The 17,311-nt window shown below is 29.9% G+C and carries 19 protein-coding genes; all 19 read right to left on the bottom strand.

Annotated features, from left to right (window positions below):
* Positions 1–19: 19 nt before the first annotated feature.
* A complete protein-coding gene (rnpM, locus tag ABWP20_RS08010) occupies positions 20–295 on the bottom strand; it encodes an RNase P modulator RnpM (protein WP_353095268.1) in 276 nt (91 codons plus the stop codon).
* Between the two features lie 11 nt (positions 296–306).
* The gene (nusA, locus tag ABWP20_RS08015) at positions 307–1,353 is read right to left on the bottom strand and encodes a transcription termination factor NusA (RefSeq protein WP_353095269.1); all 1,047 of its coding nucleotides are present in this window, start codon (positions 1,351–1,353) and stop codon (positions 307–309) included.
* 13 nt (positions 1,354–1,366) lie between these two features.
* On the bottom strand, positions 1,367–1,831 hold the full coding sequence (rimP, locus tag ABWP20_RS08020) for a ribosome maturation factor RimP (protein WP_353095270.1): 465 nt from the start codon (positions 1,829–1,831) through the stop codon (positions 1,367–1,369).
* A 133-nt stretch (positions 1,832–1,964) separates the two neighbouring features.
* Entirely contained in the window at positions 1,965–6,227 is a 4,263-nt protein-coding gene (locus ABWP20_RS08025) for a PolC-type DNA polymerase III (RefSeq protein ID WP_353095271.1), read from the bottom strand.
* A 44-nt stretch (positions 6,228–6,271) separates the two neighbouring features.
* Positions 6,272–7,321: a flavodoxin-dependent (E)-4-hydroxy-3-methylbut-2-enyl-diphosphate synthase gene (gene ispG, locus ABWP20_RS08030; protein WP_353095272.1), complete on the bottom strand. Its 1,050-nt coding sequence runs from the start codon at positions 7,319–7,321 to the stop codon at positions 6,272–6,274.
* Positions 7,322–7,333: 12 nt separating this feature from the next.
* Positions 7,334–8,341 (bottom strand): RIP metalloprotease RseP, encoded by a 1,008-nt coding sequence (gene rseP, locus ABWP20_RS08035; protein ID WP_353095273.1) that lies wholly within the window; start codon positions 8,339–8,341, stop codon positions 7,334–7,336.
* A gap of 18 nt (positions 8,342–8,359) precedes the next feature.
* A complete protein-coding gene (locus tag ABWP20_RS08040) occupies positions 8,360–9,136 on the bottom strand; it encodes a phosphatidate cytidylyltransferase (protein ID WP_353095274.1) in 777 nt (258 codons plus the stop codon).
* A complete protein-coding gene (uppS, locus tag ABWP20_RS08045) occupies positions 9,137–9,886 on the bottom strand; it encodes an undecaprenyl pyrophosphate synthase (RefSeq protein ID WP_353095275.1) in 750 nt (249 codons plus the stop codon). It abuts the gene before it with no gap.
* Positions 9,887–9,935: 49 nt separating this feature from the next.
* Positions 9,936–10,493, bottom strand: a complete 558-nt coding sequence (gene frr / locus ABWP20_RS08050; RefSeq protein WP_353095276.1) for a ribosome recycling factor — start codon at positions 10,491–10,493, stop codon at positions 9,936–9,938.
* 2 nt (positions 10,494–10,495) lie between these two features.
* Positions 10,496–11,209 (bottom strand): UMP kinase, encoded by a 714-nt coding sequence (gene pyrH, locus ABWP20_RS08055; protein WP_353095277.1) that lies wholly within the window; start codon positions 11,207–11,209, stop codon positions 10,496–10,498.
* Between the two features lie 66 nt (positions 11,210–11,275).
* Positions 11,276–11,923 carry a translation elongation factor Ts gene (gene tsf, locus ABWP20_RS08060; protein WP_353095278.1) on the bottom strand — a complete coding sequence of 216 codons (648 nt, stop codon included), beginning with the start codon at positions 11,921–11,923 and terminating at the stop codon, positions 11,276–11,278.
* Positions 11,924–11,994: 71 nt separating this feature from the next.
* Complete coding sequence (rpsB, locus tag ABWP20_RS08065; protein ID WP_353095279.1) at positions 11,995–12,702, bottom strand: 30S ribosomal protein S2; 708 nt, start codon at positions 12,700–12,702, stop codon at positions 11,995–11,997.
* Positions 12,703–12,846: 144 nt separating this feature from the next.
* The gene (locus ABWP20_RS08070; protein WP_353095280.1) at positions 12,847–13,266 is read right to left on the bottom strand and encodes a DUF6115 domain-containing protein; all 420 of its coding nucleotides are present in this window, start codon (positions 13,264–13,266) and stop codon (positions 12,847–12,849) included.
* Positions 13,267–13,278: 12 nt separating this feature from the next.
* Complete coding sequence (locus ABWP20_RS08075) at positions 13,279–13,590, bottom strand: hypothetical protein (RefSeq protein WP_353095281.1); 312 nt, start codon at positions 13,588–13,590, stop codon at positions 13,279–13,281.
* Positions 13,591–13,601: 11 nt separating this feature from the next.
* Positions 13,602–14,981 (bottom strand): flagellar assembly protein A, encoded by a 1,380-nt coding sequence (locus ABWP20_RS08080; RefSeq protein WP_353095282.1) that lies wholly within the window; start codon positions 14,979–14,981, stop codon positions 13,602–13,604.
* Positions 14,982–14,991: 10 nt separating this feature from the next.
* A complete protein-coding gene (locus ABWP20_RS08085; RefSeq protein WP_353095283.1) occupies positions 14,992–15,741 on the bottom strand; it encodes a FliA/WhiG family RNA polymerase sigma factor in 750 nt (249 codons plus the stop codon).
* A gap of 20 nt (positions 15,742–15,761) precedes the next feature.
* A complete protein-coding gene (locus ABWP20_RS08090) occupies positions 15,762–16,250 on the bottom strand; it encodes a chemotaxis protein CheD (RefSeq protein WP_353095284.1) in 489 nt (162 codons plus the stop codon).
* Between the two features lies 1 nt (position 16,251).
* Positions 16,252–16,866 (bottom strand): chemotaxis protein CheC, encoded by a 615-nt coding sequence (locus tag ABWP20_RS08095; RefSeq protein WP_353095285.1) that lies wholly within the window; start codon positions 16,864–16,866, stop codon positions 16,252–16,254.
* An 11-nt stretch (positions 16,867–16,877) separates the two neighbouring features.
* Positions 16,878–17,309, bottom strand: coding sequence for a chemotaxis protein CheW (locus ABWP20_RS08100; protein WP_353095286.1), 432 nt, complete (start codon positions 17,307–17,309; stop codon positions 16,878–16,880).
* Positions 17,310–17,311 lie beyond the last annotated feature (2 nt).

Below are 17,311 nucleotides of genomic sequence, written 5' to 3' on the forward strand. Positions count from 1 at the left end.
TATTTAAAGGTGATATCTCTTATTTTTCTAATTCTGATTGAATTATATCCTTTAGTTTTTCATATATATCATTTGTTACTTCCACCTCTAAAGCTCTAGAAAACTTTTTACTCTTTTGTGCTAGTTCCAAACACTCAAGATTGGTGCATATATATGCACCTCTTCCATTTATTTTACCATTTAAATCAATATTCGCTTCATTCTCATTATTTTTCACAACTCTTATTAATTCTTTTTTAGGTTTGCCTTCACCACAAGCTATACATTTTCTTAAAGGAATCTTTTTCTTTTTCACATAATCACCTCTTACTCATTATCTTGATTATATTGTGATTCCGATTTTATATCTATTTTCCAATTTGTTAATTTCGCTGCTAATCTGGCATTTTGGCCTTCCTTTCCTATAGCCAAAGAAAGTTGATAATCCGGAACTACCACAATAGCAGATTTTTCTTTTTCATCAACTATTACATTTACTACCTTAGAAGGACTTAAACTATTGGCAATAAATTCTCCTATTTCCTTACTCCAGATTACAATGTCTATTTTTTCACCCTTTAATTCATCTACTATAACTTTTACCCTACTACCTTTAAAGCCAACACAAGAACCAAGGGGATCAACATTTGGATCTTTAGAGAAAACTGAAATCTTAGTTCTAGAACCTGCCTCTCTAGCTATTGAATATATTTCTACTATTCCATCATTAATTTCAGGAACTTCTAATTCAAATAATCTTTTTATAAGATTAGGATGAGATCTTGACAATATTATTTGAGGTCCCTTTGTTGTCTTCTTAACTTCAGATATAAGTAATTTTATTCTATCTCCCTGATTATATTCTTCTCCTTCTATTTGTTCGGAAGGTGGTAATATCCCCTCAGTTTTACCTAAATCAATATATACATTATTTTTGCTAATTCGTTGAACCAGACCAGTAATTATTTCATTTTCTCTATTTACAAAATCATCATAGATTACATCTCTTTCTGCATCTCTTATTCGTTGTATAACTACCTGTTTAGCAGTTTGTGCTGCTATTCTACCAAAATCCTTTGGTGTAATCTCTATTTTTATAATATCACCAATTTGAAACCTATCATCAATTTCTTTTGCATCATCTAAACTTATTTCAAGATATTCATTTTCTATAGTCTCTACTACTTCCTTTAATGCTAATACTTTAACCTTTCCAGTAGTTCTATCCATTTCGACTTCAACATTTTGAGACGCATTAAAATTCTTTTTATAGCTGGAAATAAGCGCAGATTCTAGGGCATCAAATATTACATCTTTAGAAATGCCCTTCTCTTTTTCTATTTCATGAAGGGCATCAATAAAATCTCCATTCATTCGTTAAACCTCCTTAAAATTTAACTGCCAATTTAATTAAGGCAATGCTTTGTCTTGATATTTCAATAATTTCATCAATTTCCGTTTTTACTATAATTAGTGTTTCTTCATAAGATTCTAAAGTACCCTCTATTATCTTTTTACCGTTCATTGGCTCATACAATTTGATTTCGATTTCTTTTCCCAAGTTTCTTTTCAAATCTTTATCGGTTTTTAATGGTCTATCTAATCCTGGAGATGAAACCTCTAAATAATATGGTACAGTAATAGGATCTTTTTCATCCAATTTATCACTTAATAACTGACTCATCTTCTGACAATCATCTAAATTTATTCCACCAGGCTTATCTAAATACACCCTAAGAAAATGATTGGAACCCTCTTTTACAAATTCCACATCTACTAATTCATATTTTAATTCTTCTGCTAATTCCTCAGATATTCCTCTAACGATTCCTATAATTCCCTTTTTATTCAATTAATTCACCTCCATAATAGTTTATTTACATCAATAATTAATTTAAAATAAAAAATCAAGAGTGGGTTAACCCACTCTTTCCCAGAAAAAATTTATTTTTGTCAAATTAATTATATCACAATTTAAGGAAAAATCAAATATTAAAAAGGCTTATTTGATTACTTAATGGTAAATCACCTAAACATCCATGATTAGTTAAAACTTCTAATACAGGTTTGCTTACTTTACCACGATTAACTAAATCTTCTACAGATATGAATCGTGAGATATTTCTTTCTTCGACAATTTTTCTAGCAACATTTTCACCAAGACCTTCTAAGGATCTAAGTGGTGGTATAATACCCTCTTCATCAATTATAAATTTATCACTATCTGATTTATAAAGATCTACATTTTGAAACTTATAACCTCTCGCATACATTTCTAAAACAACCTCTAGGACTGTTAATAGGTTCTTTTCCTTTGCTGTTATGTCACTTCCTAATTCTTCCAGCTCTTCAATCTTCATTCTAACTGTTTCTTTACCTTCAATAACCAAATTTGCATCAAAATCATTTGCCTTAATAGTAAAATAGGTAGCATAAAAAGCTTCTGGAAAATATACTTTAAAATATGCTATTCTAAAAGACATCATAACATAGGCGGCGGCATGGGCTTTTGGAAACATATATTTAATTTTTTTACATGAATCTATATACCACTCTGGAATATTTAGACTTCTCATTTCTTCTTCATCTTCTGGCCCTAACCCTTTGCCTTTCCTAACCTTTTCCATGATTTTAAACGATTTTTTCTTTTCCATTCCTGCATTAATTAAATTTAACATAATATCTTCCCTTGTAGAGATTACTTTACTAAGAGGTGCAATTTTCTCTTTAACAAGGTTTTGGGCATTATTTATCCATACATCTGTACCATGGGATAATCCACTAATTCTCACTAAATCAGAAAAAGTCTTAGGTTGAGTTTCAGCAAGCATTTGCCTTACAAACTTAGTTCCAAATTCTGGAATCCCTAAAGTTCCCACTTCACATTTAATATCTTGTCTAGTCACTCCTAGAGATTCAGTACTTGTAAATAATTTCATAGTTTTTGGTTCATCTAAAGCTATCTTAGTAGAATCGACCCCTGTAATATCCTCAAGCATTCTTATTATAGTAGGCACATCATGACCGAGAATATCCAGCTTTAATATCCTTCCACTAATGGCATTGTAATCAAAGTGAGTTGTTATTACTCCTGAGCTCTTATCATCTGCTGGGTACTGAATAGGAGTAAAATCTAGGATATCCTTATATTTTGGAACAATCATAACTCCACCAGGATGCTGACCAGAGGTTCTCTTTATCCCAATACAGCCTTGAATAAGTCTATTAATCTCTGCTGCATTAACACTAAGACCTCTTTCTTCAAAATATTTTTTAACAAATCCATAGGCAGTTTTATCTGCAATTGTTCCTATGGTTCCTGCCCTAAACACATAGCCTTCTCCAAATAGTTCCTCAGTATATTTATGTGCTACAGATTGATACTCACCAGCAAAGTTTAAGTCAATATCTGGTTCTTTATCTCCTTCAAATCCTAAAAAAACCTCAAATGGAATATCATGACCATCTTTATTAAATTTAGTCTGACATTTAGGACATATTTTATCTGGAAGATCTGCACCGGAACCTACAGAACCATCATCAAAGAATTCACTATATTTACAATTAGGACATATGTAATGTGGTACCAATGGATTTACCTCTGTAATCCCACTCATAGTAGCAACAAAAGATGACCCTACAGAACCTCTGGAACCTACTAAGTAACCATCTTCTAAAGACTTCCAGACTAATTTCTGAGCTATTATATACATAACAGCGTAACCATTTTTAATTATAGAATCAAGCTCTCTTTCCAAACGTTTTTCTACAATTTCTGGTAAATGATCTCCATATACTTCTAATGCCTTATTATATGTTATCCTTCTTAACTCTTCTTCAGCACCTTCAATAACTGGAGGAAAGGTTCCATCTGGAATTGGTAATATTTCCTCTACCATATCATTTATCAAATTAGTATTTTTTATAACTACTTCTTCTGCAATTTCTTTTCCTAAATATGAAAATTCATCTAACATTTCTTCAGTTGTCCTAAAATACAATGGAGGTTGAATATCGGCATCTTGAAATTTCTGACCTGACATTAGTATCCTTCTATATATTTCGTCCTCTGGATCTAAAAAATGTACATCACCCGTTGCTACAACAAACTTTTTATTCTTTCTTCCTAGATTATATATTCTTTTATTTATTTCTCTTAATTGATTTTCATCCTTTAAAATTCCTTCTCTAACTAAATGCATATTGTTTCCAATAGGCTGAATCTCTAAATAATCATAAAACTTCACAATATTTCTTATTTCATTCATACTCTTATTTTTTATCATTGCTCTATAAAGCTCTCCGGCCTCACAAGCACTTCCAATAATTAATCCTTCTCTATTTGTTTCTATAAGAGACTTCGGAATCCTTGGTTTTCTATAAAAATATTTTAAATGAGATTCCGATACTAGTTTATATAAATTTTTAAGACCAACTAAGTTCTTCGCAATTATTATTATATGAAAGCTCTCATCCTTTGATAGATTTTTATTAGAGTTAAAAGTGTTTATCTGTCTAAAATTTATTATATTTTTTTCCTTCAATATATCTAAAATTTTGAGAAATATTTCAGCTGTGGCAGTAGCATCATCTACGGCCCTATGATGATTAACTAGACTTACATTTAAATGCTTAGCAACAAGATTTAGTTTATGACTTTTTAAAGAAGGAAATACAGCTCTAGATAATTCTAAAGTATCTAGTACTGGATTATCTAATTCCATATTGACTAATTTCATCTTTTCCCTGATAAAACCAACGTCAAAAGAAGCATTATGAGCAACTAAAACATCACCTCCAATAAATTCTATAAAATCTAGAATAACTTCTTTAATGGTTGGTTTATTTTTTACCATATCGTCTGTAATACCAGTAAGATTAGTAATAAACTCTGGTATAGCTCTCTCTGGATTTATCAGCTGACTATATGTGCCAATAATCTCTCCATCTTTAATTTTAACAGCACCAATCTCTGTTATCATATCGTTTATAGCGGATAACCCAGTGGTTTCTATATCAAAAACTATATAGGTTGAATAATCTTTATTATCATCAAAATTCTCCACTATTTTCTTTTTATCATTTATTAAATACCCTTCCATACCATAAATCATTTTTAAACCTAAATCCTTACCTAAACTCATGGCTTCTGGGAAACTTTGGACAACACCGTGGTCTGTTATGGCTAATGCCCTGTGCCCCCATTCCTTGGCCCTAATTGCAATCTTCTTTAAGGAAGAAACACCATCCATTGAACTCATTTGAGTATGAAGATGTAATTCTACCCTTTTTTCATTAGCATTATCCTTTTTACTCTCTTTCTGGATTTTATTAATAGATTTCAACATTATTACTAGACTCTTAGAATAGTTGTCAAAAGTTATATCTCCTTCAATCTTTACATAACAATCATTTTTGATATTTTCAAGAAATTCAGATGATTGCTCTTCAGATAAAAACATCTTTGCTTCAATAGAATCAGTAATATCCGAAATATAAAAGGTAACAAGAGTCTTATTGTTTCTAGTTGTTCTAATTTGAAGCTGAAAAATTGTGCCTTCTACTATACAAGAACCAGTTTGCATCGTAATATCTTTTATTTTAATAGGTACTTCTTTTATTTGCTTTCCATATATATAACACTCAGTATATGAGCTTGAAGTATTATCAGAAGAATTATATTTAGAGTTTTCAAATATATTAGTTGCATTCTCTTTTTCCTCAATACTCTTTTTATCAAAAATATCTTCATCTTCTTTAAAATTCCCATCTGATATCTTAATATTTACTTTTAATCCTATCTCTTCACAAAGTATATTTCTAATTTTTTCTATAATTTCACTATTTTCTAAGGAATAATATGATACTTTATTTGGTGCAAAAATTATAAGGGAGTCATTGCTGATCTCCCATTTTAAACCTTCAATCCAAGAGCTGCTAGATTGAATATCTGTTTTTATAATCTCTAAAAGATTACTTTCGTAAAACTTAATTTTTTCCTCTATATTTCCTTTAATATTATATTGAATTTTTATCAATATTTGAAACTCAGCAAACTTATCTTTAAAAATTTTATTTATTTTATCGGCTATTACATTGTTAATCAACTTAGAAGATTCAAGATATATTATTAAAGACATTGTTTTTTTAATTAATTTAATCTTATTAATTACGATTTCCAAATCTTTAATCTCATTAAATCCTTCTTCTATAATTAATTGAGAAAGATATAATCCATCATTTTTCATAAGTATTTTATACCCCCTTATCCTTTAACTGGGATATGAATATATTAAAGCTTTTCTATTTCTTTTATCAGCTCATCAAGTAGATTTTCTTCTTTGACTTTCTTTATTATCTCACCTTTTCTAAATATAAGTCCTTCACCTTTCCCACCAGCTATTCCTATGTCTGCCTCCCTAGCTTCTCCAGGACCATTTACTGCACAGCCCATTATTGCAACTTTTATATGTTTATCAATTCCTTCAAGTCTTCTTTCAGCTTCTTCTACTATGTCAATTAAATTAATATTCGTTCTTCCGCAAGTGGGACAGGATATTATTTCCAATCCTTCATTTAACAAATTAAGTGATTTAAGAATTTCTCTTCCTACTCTTACCTCCTCCACTGGATCTCCAGTTAATGATATTCTTATTGTATCGCCTATACCCATTGACAATAATGAACCTATCCCAACAGATGATTTTACCGTTCCTCTCCAAATTGGACCTGCTTCAGTAATGCCTAAATGCAATGGATAGTCTACAATATTAGACATCTTTTCATAGGCTTTAATAGTTAAAGGTACATTACTTGCTTTCAAAGAAATCTTAATATCATAAAAATCCATATCTTCTAATAATCTAATTTGCTCTAGAGCGCTATAAACCATAGAGTCTTCATTTACTCCATTATATTTCTCTAGAAATTCCTTTTTTAGCGAGCCAGCATTTACACCAACCCTAATAGAAATATTGTTTTCTTTACAAGCCTTCACCACTTCTCTAACTTTATCTAATGACCCAATATTACCTGGATTTAACCTTAGTCCATCAATTCCATATTTAATAGATTCTAAAGCTAATCTATAATCATATTGAATATCAGCAATTATTGGGATTCTAATTTTCTTTTTTATATCTTCTATAGCTTTTGCGTCTTCTAAATTTGTAATTGCGGACCTAATAATATCACAGCCCGCATCTTCTAATTTTTGTATCTGACTAACTGTAGAAGCAACATCTTTAGTTAAAGTATTTGTCATAGATTGAACTGAAATAGGGTTGTCTCCTCCAATTAGTACACTACCAACTTTAATTACCTTAGTTTTTTTTCTAAACAATTTTATCACCTACTAAAAAATATTAAATTTAATTATATCTCTATAAGTAACAAACAACATTAGTGATATCAATAAAACAAAACCAACAAAGTGTATAAAACCTTCTTTTTCTGGATCTATAGGTTTACCTCTAACTAATTCTATTAGTAAAAAGACTATTCTACTTCCATCCAAAGCTGGAATAGGCAATAGATTGAAAAATCCTAAATTCACACTAATAAATCCTAAAATATATAACAAATTATATATTCCAAGCTTTGCCTGTACTCCTACTTCATGAATAACCCCTATTGGACCAGATAAATGTTTGATTCCAACTTTTCCTTTAAAAAGCATGCCTATAAATTCAAACATTAATTTTAAAAACATAAAAGTATTTTCAAAACCGCCTTTTATAGCAGATGATATTGATTTTTCAGATCTAGGAGCTATACCAATTATAGTTCTTCCTTCTTCATCAGCTATAGACTTTACCATTATTTTCTTAATTTGGCCATCTCTATTAATCTCTATCTCCATTTCTTTATCTGGATTAGATTTATTTATGGAATCAACTGTAGTTTCCCAACTATTTATCTCTACTCCATTTATACTAATTATAATATCACCTGATGCTAAGCCACTTTTCTCTGCTGGTGAACCAGGCACTGTATAATCTATAGTATTCGTCGGAACACCCGTTCCATAGGAAACAATAGATAATATAACAATTGCTAGAACAAAATTCATAATTGCCCCAGCAGCTACAACTGCTATTCTTGATAGAGCAGAAACCTTATTAAAACTTCTTGGATCATTAGAATCCTCATCTTCTCCTTCCATTTTCACATATCCGCCAATTGGCAATGCCCTTAGAGTATATTCTGTTTCTCCTTTTTTCCTCTGAAATAATTTAGGTCCCATGCCTATGGAAAATTCGTTGACTTTGATACCTACCATTTTTGCCACAGAAAAATGACCAAATTCATGCACTAATATCACTACCAGAAAAACAAAAACTGCTGATATTGCTGTTAACATTTAAACACCACCTATATATTAAATTAAAAAGATACTAATATAGTAGTATATTACTGGAGCAGTAAAAATTATACTATCAAATCTATCTAATACACCACCATGTCCTGGCATTATAAAACCATAATCCTTTATTCCACAGACTCTCTTTATTTTTGAAGCTACCAAATCTCCTAATTGAGCTATTATAGAACAAACTATAGAAAGTAAAATAATTTTCCATATTGGCTCCAAATTAAAATATAGGGAATATATAATTAATAGAATAGCAGTACCAAATATTCCTCCAATAGAGCCTTCTATTGTTTTTTTAGGACTAATCTTAGGACATAACTTTCTTTTTCCAAATAAATTACCTGCCACATATGCAAATGTATCAGTACCAAATGCTATAATAAAAACTAACCATATATACTTAGTTTTATCTAAATATGCAATGTGAAAAAGTAAAAATGGAATATATATTATTCCCAAAATGGTCATTGAGACATCTTCTATCCTTATATTTTTATTAACTACAAATAATATAAGTAAAGTAATAATAAGTATACTAAAAAGAAGACCTAAATAATTATTTTGAAAAATTGTATTTATAAACAAAGCCGTTACTCCTAAATAACCTATAATATAAATAGGTCTAATCTTGATTTTTTCAATTGCTTGATAAAATTCTCTAAGACCAATAATGGAAACTATATAAATAGCAAAAGACAATAAATGTCCCCCTTTTGATACAATAAAAATTAACAGGACTAAGCCAATTAGACCACTAAATAATCTCTTGCCTAAATCTTTCACTTATATTCCTCCAAATCTTCTATTTCTTTTTTGATAATCAATAATAGATAATAATAAATGCTTTTCTGTGAAATCTGGCCATAATATATCTGAAAAATAAAATTCTGAATAAGCAATTTGATATAGCATGAAATTACTAAGTCTAAGCTCCCCACTTGGTCTAATGAGCAAATCAGGATCAGGCTGACCTTTAGTATAGAGATAATTAGAAAAATTAACTTCATTTAAATCGTCTATATTAATTTTACCCATTTCTATATCAATTAAAAGATTTTTAATACCAAATATTATTTCATTTCTTCCTCCATAATTTAATCCAATATTTAATATCATTCCAGTATTTTTAGATGTCTTCTCTATTGTCCTTATTACTTCATCTTTTGCAAACTTGGGTAATTTTTCAATATCTCCCATAATCCGTACTTTAACATTATTTCTATGTAATTTATCCAATTCTCGTCTTATATATTGAACTAAAATTTTCATTAATCCTTGAACTTCGTCTACAGGTCTTTTCCAATTTTCTGTAGAAAAAGCATAGAGGGATAAATGTTTTATTCCCAAATTTGATGCAGCTCCAACAATCTCAATTACTCTTTCCATTCCTTCTTGATGACCAAAATTTCTTGGTAAAAATCTTTTCTTAGCCCATCTTCCATTTCCATCCATTATAATTGCTATATGTTTGGGAAGATTTGTTATATCAATTTGTTTTTTTATCTCTTCTATGCTTTGGTTAATATCTACCATATACATCACCTCATCACTAAAAACCCCTTCCTATTAAGAAGGGGTTTTTCTATATTTCCATTAATTCATCTTCTTTTTTCTTTGTAACAAGATCTAATTCTTCAATAAATTTATCCGTTATTTTTTGTATTTCTGCCTCAGCTGATTTCTTATCATCTTCACTAATTTCTTTACTTTTTTCCATCTTTTTTAATTGTTCATTTAGATCTCGTCTTATGTTTCTAATTGCAATCTTAGCATTTTCTCCATTTTTCTTAACTAATTTTGTTAACTCTTTTCTTCTCTCCTCAGTTAATGCAGGAATAAGCAATCTTATTACTTTACCATCATTTGAAGGATTTATGCCTAGATCAGATTTTAATATTTCTTTTTCAATTGCAGGAATCAACTTCGCATCCCAAGGTTGAATAACTAATAATCTTGGTTCTGGCGATGAAATGCTTCCCACTTGTTTTAATGGTGTTATTTGTCCGTAATAGTCTACTGTAATTTTGTCAAGTAATGTAGGATTTGCTCTGCCTGCTCTAATGCTTTGCAGTTCTTCCTTGTAAACCGAAATGGTTTTACTCATCTTTTCTTCTGCTTCCTTGTAAAGTCCAGTATACATAATTAATCCTCCTTTACATGTGTTCCAATTTTTCCACCCAAAACAACATTAATAATATTATTGGGTTCATCAATTCCAAATACAATTAGGGGAATCTTATTATCCATACATAATGAAGTTGCTGTTGAGTCCATTATTCCAAGTCCTAAGTTTAGTATATCTATATATTTTAATACCTCAAATTTCTTTGCATTTTCATTTAGATTTGGATCAGAATCATATACTCCATCTACACCCTTTTTAGCTAATAAGATTACTTCTGCTTCTACTTCAGCAGCTCTTAAGGCAGCTGTAGTATCTGTTGAAAAATAAGGATTACCTGTACCTGCAGCAAATATAACCACTCTACCCTTTTCCAAATGTCTAACAGCTCTTCTTCTAATATATGGTTCAGCTATTTGCCTCATTTCTATTGCTGTCTGTACTCTAGTATCTACTCCCAATTGTTCAAGAGCATCCTGTAATGCTAATGCATTCATAGTTGTTCCAAGCATTCCTATATAATCAGATGTAGTCCTATCCATTTCTTTAGTTGATCTGCCACGCCAAAAGTTTCCACCACCTACTACGATAGATACTTGTACGCCCAAATTGTGTAATTCTTTAACTTCGGCAGATATTTGATTAATTGTATCTATATCAATTCCAGCACCCTTAGAACCTGATAAGGCTTCACCACTTATCTTTAAGACTACTCTCTTAAATATCGGGTCCATTCAATTCACTCCTAATATTAAGTATAGTGTTATTTAAATGGAGAACAATATTTGTTCTCCATTTAATTACATATTAATTTGCTTTGCAACCTCATCAGCAAAGTTTTCTTCTCTCTTTTCGATTCCTTCCCCAACTTCAAATCTTGAAAATCTTCTAATCTTTATGTTTTCTCCAATTTTAGAAATTTTCTCATTTAATAAGTCTTTAATCTTAACATCTGAATCCTTTATGAAGTTTTGATCTAATAAACATATTTGTTCGAAGAATTTTTCTAATCTTCCTTCAACCATTTTAGCAGCTACATGTTCTGGTTTACCTTCATTAACAGCTTGTTGAGTAAGTACTTCTTTTTCTCTAGCTATTTCTTCTTCTGGTACTTCTTCTCTTGAAATATATTTAGGATTTGAAGCAGCTATTTGCATAGCTACATCTTTAACAAATTGTTTAAATTCATCAGTTTTAGACACAAAGTCAGTTTCAGAGTTAACTTCTACTAAAACACCAATTCTACCACCATGTATATATGCTTCTACTAAACCCTCAGCTGCTACTCTGCCTGATTTCTTTGCAGCTTTAGATAATCCTTTTTCTCTTAATAAGTCAATAGCTTTTTCTATATCTCCATTTGTTTCTACCAAAGCATTTTTACAATCCATCATTCCAGCGCCTGTTCTCTCTCTTAACTCTTTTACAGTTGAAGCACTAATATTCATTCTATCCCTCCTATATTGTTAAAAATGGTAAGAGCATAAGGGAACAACCCTTTTAACCCTTACCCTTTTATTTACTCTTCTGTATCTTCTATTTGCTCTCCTTGTTTTCCTTCTAAAACTGCATTAGCCATAGTTTCAGTTAATAATTTAACTGCTCTTATTGCATCATCATTACCAGGAATAATATAATCAACCTCATCAGGGTCACAGTTAGTATCCACTATAGCAACAACAGGAATTCCAAGTATTTGAGCTTCTTTTACTGCTATTCTTTCTTTTCTTGGGTCTACAACAAATAGAACATCTGGTATTCTATTCATATTTTTAATTCCGCCTAGGAACTTTTCTAGTCTTTCTGCTTCATGTCTTAATTTGATAACTTCTTTCTTAGGTAATAAATCAAAGATACCATCTTCTTCCATCTTAGCTAGTTCATGAAGTCTATCAACTCTATTTCTAATAGTCTTATAGTTAGTTAACATACCACCAAGCCATCTTTGATTTACAAAATGCATATTACATCTTTTAGCTTCGCTTTCAATAGCTTCTTGAGCTTGTTTCTTTGTACCTACAAACAAAATCTCGCCACCATCCGCAATAGCATCCTTTATGAAATCATAAGCTTCTTCTACCTTCTTAACTGTTTTTTGTAAGTCAATAATGTAGATACCGTTTCTTTCGGTAAAAATATATTGTGCCATTTTTGGATTCCATCTTCTAGTTTGATGTCCAAAATGAACTCCGGCTTCCAATAAGCCTTTCATTGTAATTACTGACATATTGCCACCTCCAAGTTTTTTTCCTCCATTTCCTTCATACATTAAAGGAACCCGTAGGCACCGCCTTTAATGTCTAGAAATGTGTGTAATCACTATAGTAGTATAACATACGATTAATTTTAAAGCAATCATTTTTATACAAATTTACCTATTTTTTATTCCATGCATCTTCAATATAATCTCTATTTCTCTAATACCTTTATTCAACTTTCTAGCAATTTCTTCCTGTGTTAGTCCGAGATTCGCTAATTCTAAAATCTTATTATGAAGTAAATTTATATTAGAGCTATTTAAATTGTCATTATTTATAGATTCATCTATATTATATAATTGCTTCTCATTCTTTTTTTTATTTTCAATATTTATTATTTCTAATTTAGAATTAATTATCTCGTCAACTTCCTCAGCTCTTTTTTTAGTGAGGTTATAGTATTCTTTTACTCTCTTTTCTATTAAGTTTAAATCATTAACTACAATTTTGTTATTAATTAAATCTTTTCTTATTGTATAAATCGAACAGATAATTAGAATTGTTCCAACTACACTTAAAATGATAGGTATCATCGCACACCTCTATTATATTCGTATATCAACATTCTTTCCTATATCTTTGGGTTTTATTTCTTCATTAGAAGGTTTTTCTGATTTTTTACGTTTTTTATCCTGTGAATTGCCATGTTTTTTTGAACTATTATTATCACAAATTCTAGACTTATTACTTTTTTCTGTGTCTAGAACTCTCTTTTTATTTTTATTTACGATTTTCTCTTGCTGAATGAATCCACTTTCTACAATATTTCTATTTTTAATATTTTCTATATATTTCGCACTTGACATCTCTTGGGTTTTCGGAAGCATAACATTGTAATCAATAGGCTTAATAGACATACAATCACCTCTTAATATGGACCAACTTTTATATCCCCATCTTCTCTATAAAATGTACATCTCTTCATTTCGTCTCTTATATACATAATACTATTCCCAATAATGATTTTAACTCCTGGATAAATAGTATCTGCAACTTTTATTTGACCCCTAGATAAAATATTCATTTGGCTTTTTAATTCATCTAATTCTCTTCCCATTTTACTAACTTCTAGACTTAATGATAGTTGTGCTTTACTAAGTTCATCATATAGTTCTTCTTTTCTAGCATCAAGCTTATTTGACCTTTTCAGCACTTCCAACACTTTAAGAGATTGATTTATTTTTTCAAGATTCTCTTTAGAAGTCTTAAATTTTTCATCTATTTCATCATATTTCTGTTTATTATGGGTATCAAGGCCTACCTCCAATACTGTAGTTGTTGCCATTGTAGAGCCAATTATTCTAGCTCTAATTTCATACTTAGCTCTACAAACTCCTCCAACTATAAGTCCCTTTTTACCGAGAACAAGTATATTTGCCCTAGAAGCAACTTCACTATGCATAATAGCCTCTGCAGTTATGTTAGCCCCTACGTCTACGACGGAATTTTCAATAAATTTAGTAGATAAGTTCCCCTTAGTATTAATAGTTAATCTATTATACCCCTGGATTCCTTGTCGAATTAAAATATCTCCATCTGATTGAATTAATCCACCTTCTAATGCACCTTTTACTTCCACAGCGCCTCCAGTTGTTAAAGTAAATCCATTTAAAATATCCTTATTTACAATTACATTTCCTTCAAATTTAATATTTCCAGTACTATTATCAATATTTTCTACAACTAATAATTCTGAAACACTAATCTTACCATTTTTAAACTCAATTAATCCATTAATTTCTGACTGTAAAAACATTTCATCTGAAGAAATCTTCACATTCTTTCCATATTTAAATTTAGGTGTTCTACCTTTAACATATGGTATTATATCTCCATTGACCTTTATTCCTTCTTCTCCTTCAGTTGGAAGTATTAACTCAGCTAAAATATCATCTTCATTAGTAGTGTTAATAGAATCTAATTCTCTATAATCCACAGTGCCATCATCGTTTAATTTAGGTAGTAATGGTTTTTCCATTTCGAAATGATATTTAATACTCCCATCCTTACCAGGCACTGACAGTTCTCCTTCAGCAATACAAAATTTTTCACCTATGGCTCTATTATTTAAGATATTTATTAACAATTTTTCATTTAACCCATATTTAATATATTCTTTTATCTCACTTAATATATTTTCTATATTTAATTCAGACTTATTTTCACCCTCATCTTCCAATAGAGTAATATATCCATATAGTCCATCTTTGCTGACTTCTAGTATTATGTCATTACCTATATTATACATATTGCACCTCCTAAGATCCCTTAACTATTCCTTCTTTCTCTAAACAATTTTTAATGTTCAAAATAGCCTTACTATGTATTTGGGAAATTCTAGATTCAGATAACCCCATAATATTTCCAATTTCCTTATAAGTTAATTCTTCATAATAATACAAAGAGATTACTAATCTTTCATTTTTATTTAATAAATCAATTGAATTAGCTAAGATATTTTTCATTTCTGATATTTCATAGATTTCTTCTGGAACATTCAAATCTTTTTGATTTTCTAAAAAGTAGTCACCATTTGTTAATAAGAGTTCTTCTAAGGACGAAACATTGAAGGTTGATATATCCGACAATATCAACTCCAATTCATTTAATGAAATATCCAGTTGTTTTGCTATTTCATCATTTGTTGGACTTCTTCCTAATTTATTTTCAAGAAAGGATATTGAGTTTTGAATATCTTTAGATTTTTTTCTCAAAGATCTAGGAATCCAATCTAACTTTCTAATATTATCTATTATGGCTCCCTTTATTCTTATTTGGGCATAAGTTTCAAATTTAATATTCTTTGTTATATCAAATTTATCAATACTATCTATTAATCCAAGAACCCCATATCCTAATAAATCATCATACTCTATTTTACTTCCGTAAAAATTATACATTCTTCCAGCAACAATCTTGACTAAGTTTATATAATTTTCTATTAATGTTTTTTTAATTTCTTTATCTTTAGTATTAGTATATTTTATCCATAAGTTCTCAACATCCATTTTATTCCCTCCCATGGAAATTATATCGTTTTTTCTCCATGGCCAATAGTTCTTACTTGCAGTAATCCATCAACAGAATTCAGTATTATAGTTCTACCAAAATTGCCACCAGTATCTTCTGAAACAATTTTTATTTTTAACTCTTTCAATTTATCCTTAGTGGCAATTACATTTCTTTCACCAATTTTTAGAATATTATTGTTTGAATTAAAGTTAAACATTTGTGAACCGCCAGCAATCTTAGCTATTAGATTGTTTTTATTCGCACCAGACTTTATCATTAAGTCTACTAACTCATCAATTCCAGTATCTGCAAACTTAGCCTTATTATCATTATTTTTTATTTCTTTGCTTGAAGGTAACATAATATGAGCTAATCCAGCAACTTTGTTAATTTTATCGTACAATGTAATTCCAACACAAGAGCCCAATCCCAACGTAGTCAATAAATGAGGTGCTTTCGTTACACTTAGGTCAGCCATTCCAATTTTAATAATTTTAACATCCATTTCATTTTACCCCTAACGCTATTAATATTTTATCGAAGGAAGATAGATCTGGAAGGAAGAATAAGTTTCCAGAAACAAGGTTTTCTTCTTCTTCAAAAATCGTCTCTATCATCAATGCATGATCTGAAACATGGCCATATTGAATTGCTGGTACACTAAGAATAGCACCTGCCATATCGATGGAAATAGATGGAATAGATATAAATATCTTTAACCCAGTAAGGGCAGATAAGGAATTTGCATATGAAGATGCAATAATATTGCCTATTTCAGATAATGCTGATATATCCATATCGTCAAGTTCCTTGTTCTCTTTTTTCCTGTTATATAATAAATTAGTCAAGTTTATTGCAGAATCAATATCTAAAGCAAACATCATATTTCCAACAACATCTTCCATTAACTCAAAATAAATCCCTACTACTAAATTCTCTTCTCCACCTAATATTTCAGCAACATCTTTAAATTCCATTATACGAACATTTGGAACCCTCATATCAATTTTTTTAGATATCATACCTGCCAAAGCAGTAGCTGCATTTCCAGCCCCTATATTTCCCAATTCTTTAAGTACATCTATCATAAAATTATTTAAATTATCAACATTTATTGTCATCTAATTGCCCCCTAGTGCTCAAAAACTTTTGATAAATCAAGTAATATTATCAATCTCTCTTTGATTTTACCAATCCCTTGAATATAATATAAATATTCATTTTCATAAGAAGTAGGTGGAGCATCAATATCGTCATTGTGTATTTCTATAACCTCAGATGATGAATCTACTATAAGTCCTGATACAATATCTTCATTTGAAACGATTATAATACGTGAATTATTATCTATTTCTTTAGGTTCCATATTAAGTTTCAACCTTAAATCAATTATAGAAATTACTTCACCTCTTAGATTAATGACGCCTTTTACATAGTTTGGAGCATTAGGTATTCTAGTTGACTCTTGCATTTTTTCTATAGATATTACTTTATTAATAGGTATTCCATAATATTCTTTACATAATTTAAATACAACATATTTATTATCAATTACCTCAGACATTC

Source organism: Tissierella praeacuta, assembly GCF_040396155.1.
Lineage (GTDB): Bacteria > Bacillota > Clostridia > Tissierellales > Tissierellaceae > Tissierella > Tissierella praeacuta_A.

What these genes read in the sequence shown, in the direction of transcription:
- nusA (WP_353095269.1), bottom strand. Translation starts at nt 1,353, where the DNA reads ATGAATGGAGATTTTATTGATGCCCTTCATGAAATAGAAAAAGAGAAG.
- ABWP20_RS08025 (WP_353095271.1), bottom strand. Translation starts at nt 6,227, where the DNA reads ATGAAAAATGATGGATTATATCTTTCTCAATTAATTATAGAAGAAGGA.
- rseP (WP_353095273.1), bottom strand. Translation starts at nt 8,341, where the DNA reads ATGTTAACAGCAATATCAGCAGTTTTTGTTTTTCTGGTAGTGATATTA.
- uppS (WP_353095275.1), bottom strand. Translation starts at nt 9,886, where the DNA reads ATGGTAGATATTAACCAAAGCATAGAAGAGATAAAAAAACAAATTGAT.
- frr (WP_353095276.1), bottom strand. Translation starts at nt 10,493, where the DNA reads ATGTATACTGGACTTTACAAGGAAGCAGAAGAAAAGATGAGTAAAACC.
- pyrH (WP_353095277.1), bottom strand. Translation starts at nt 11,209, where the DNA reads ATGGACCCGATATTTAAGAGAGTAGTCTTAAAGATAAGTGGTGAAGCC.
- tsf (WP_353095278.1), bottom strand. Translation starts at nt 11,923, where the DNA reads ATGAATATTAGTGCTTCAACTGTAAAAGAGTTAAGAGAGAGAACAGGC.
- rpsB (WP_353095279.1), bottom strand. Translation starts at nt 12,702, where the DNA reads ATGTCAGTAATTACAATGAAAGGCTTATTGGAAGCCGGAGTTCATTTT.
- ABWP20_RS08070 (WP_353095280.1), bottom strand. Translation starts at nt 13,266, where the DNA reads ATGATACCTATCATTTTAAGTGTAGTTGGAACAATTCTAATTATCTGT.
- ABWP20_RS08075 (WP_353095281.1), bottom strand. Translation starts at nt 13,590, where the DNA reads ATGTCTATTAAGCCTATTGATTACAATGTTATGCTTCCGAAAACCCAA.
- ABWP20_RS08080 (WP_353095282.1), bottom strand. Translation starts at nt 14,981, where the DNA reads ATGTATAATATAGGTAATGACATAATACTAGAAGTCAGCAAAGATGGA.
- ABWP20_RS08085 (WP_353095283.1), bottom strand. Translation starts at nt 15,741, where the DNA reads ATGGATGTTGAGAACTTATGGATAAAATATACTAATACTAAAGATAAA.
- ABWP20_RS08090 (WP_353095284.1), bottom strand. Translation starts at nt 16,250, where the DNA reads ATGGATGTTAAAATTATTAAAATTGGAATGGCTGACCTAAGTGTAACG.
- ABWP20_RS08095 (WP_353095285.1), bottom strand. Translation starts at nt 16,866, where the DNA reads ATGACAATAAATGTTGATAATTTAAATAATTTTATGATAGATGTACTT.
- ABWP20_RS08100 (WP_353095286.1), bottom strand. Translation starts at nt 17,309, where the DNA reads ATGTCTGAGGTAATTGATAATAAATATGTTGTATTTAAATTATGTAAA.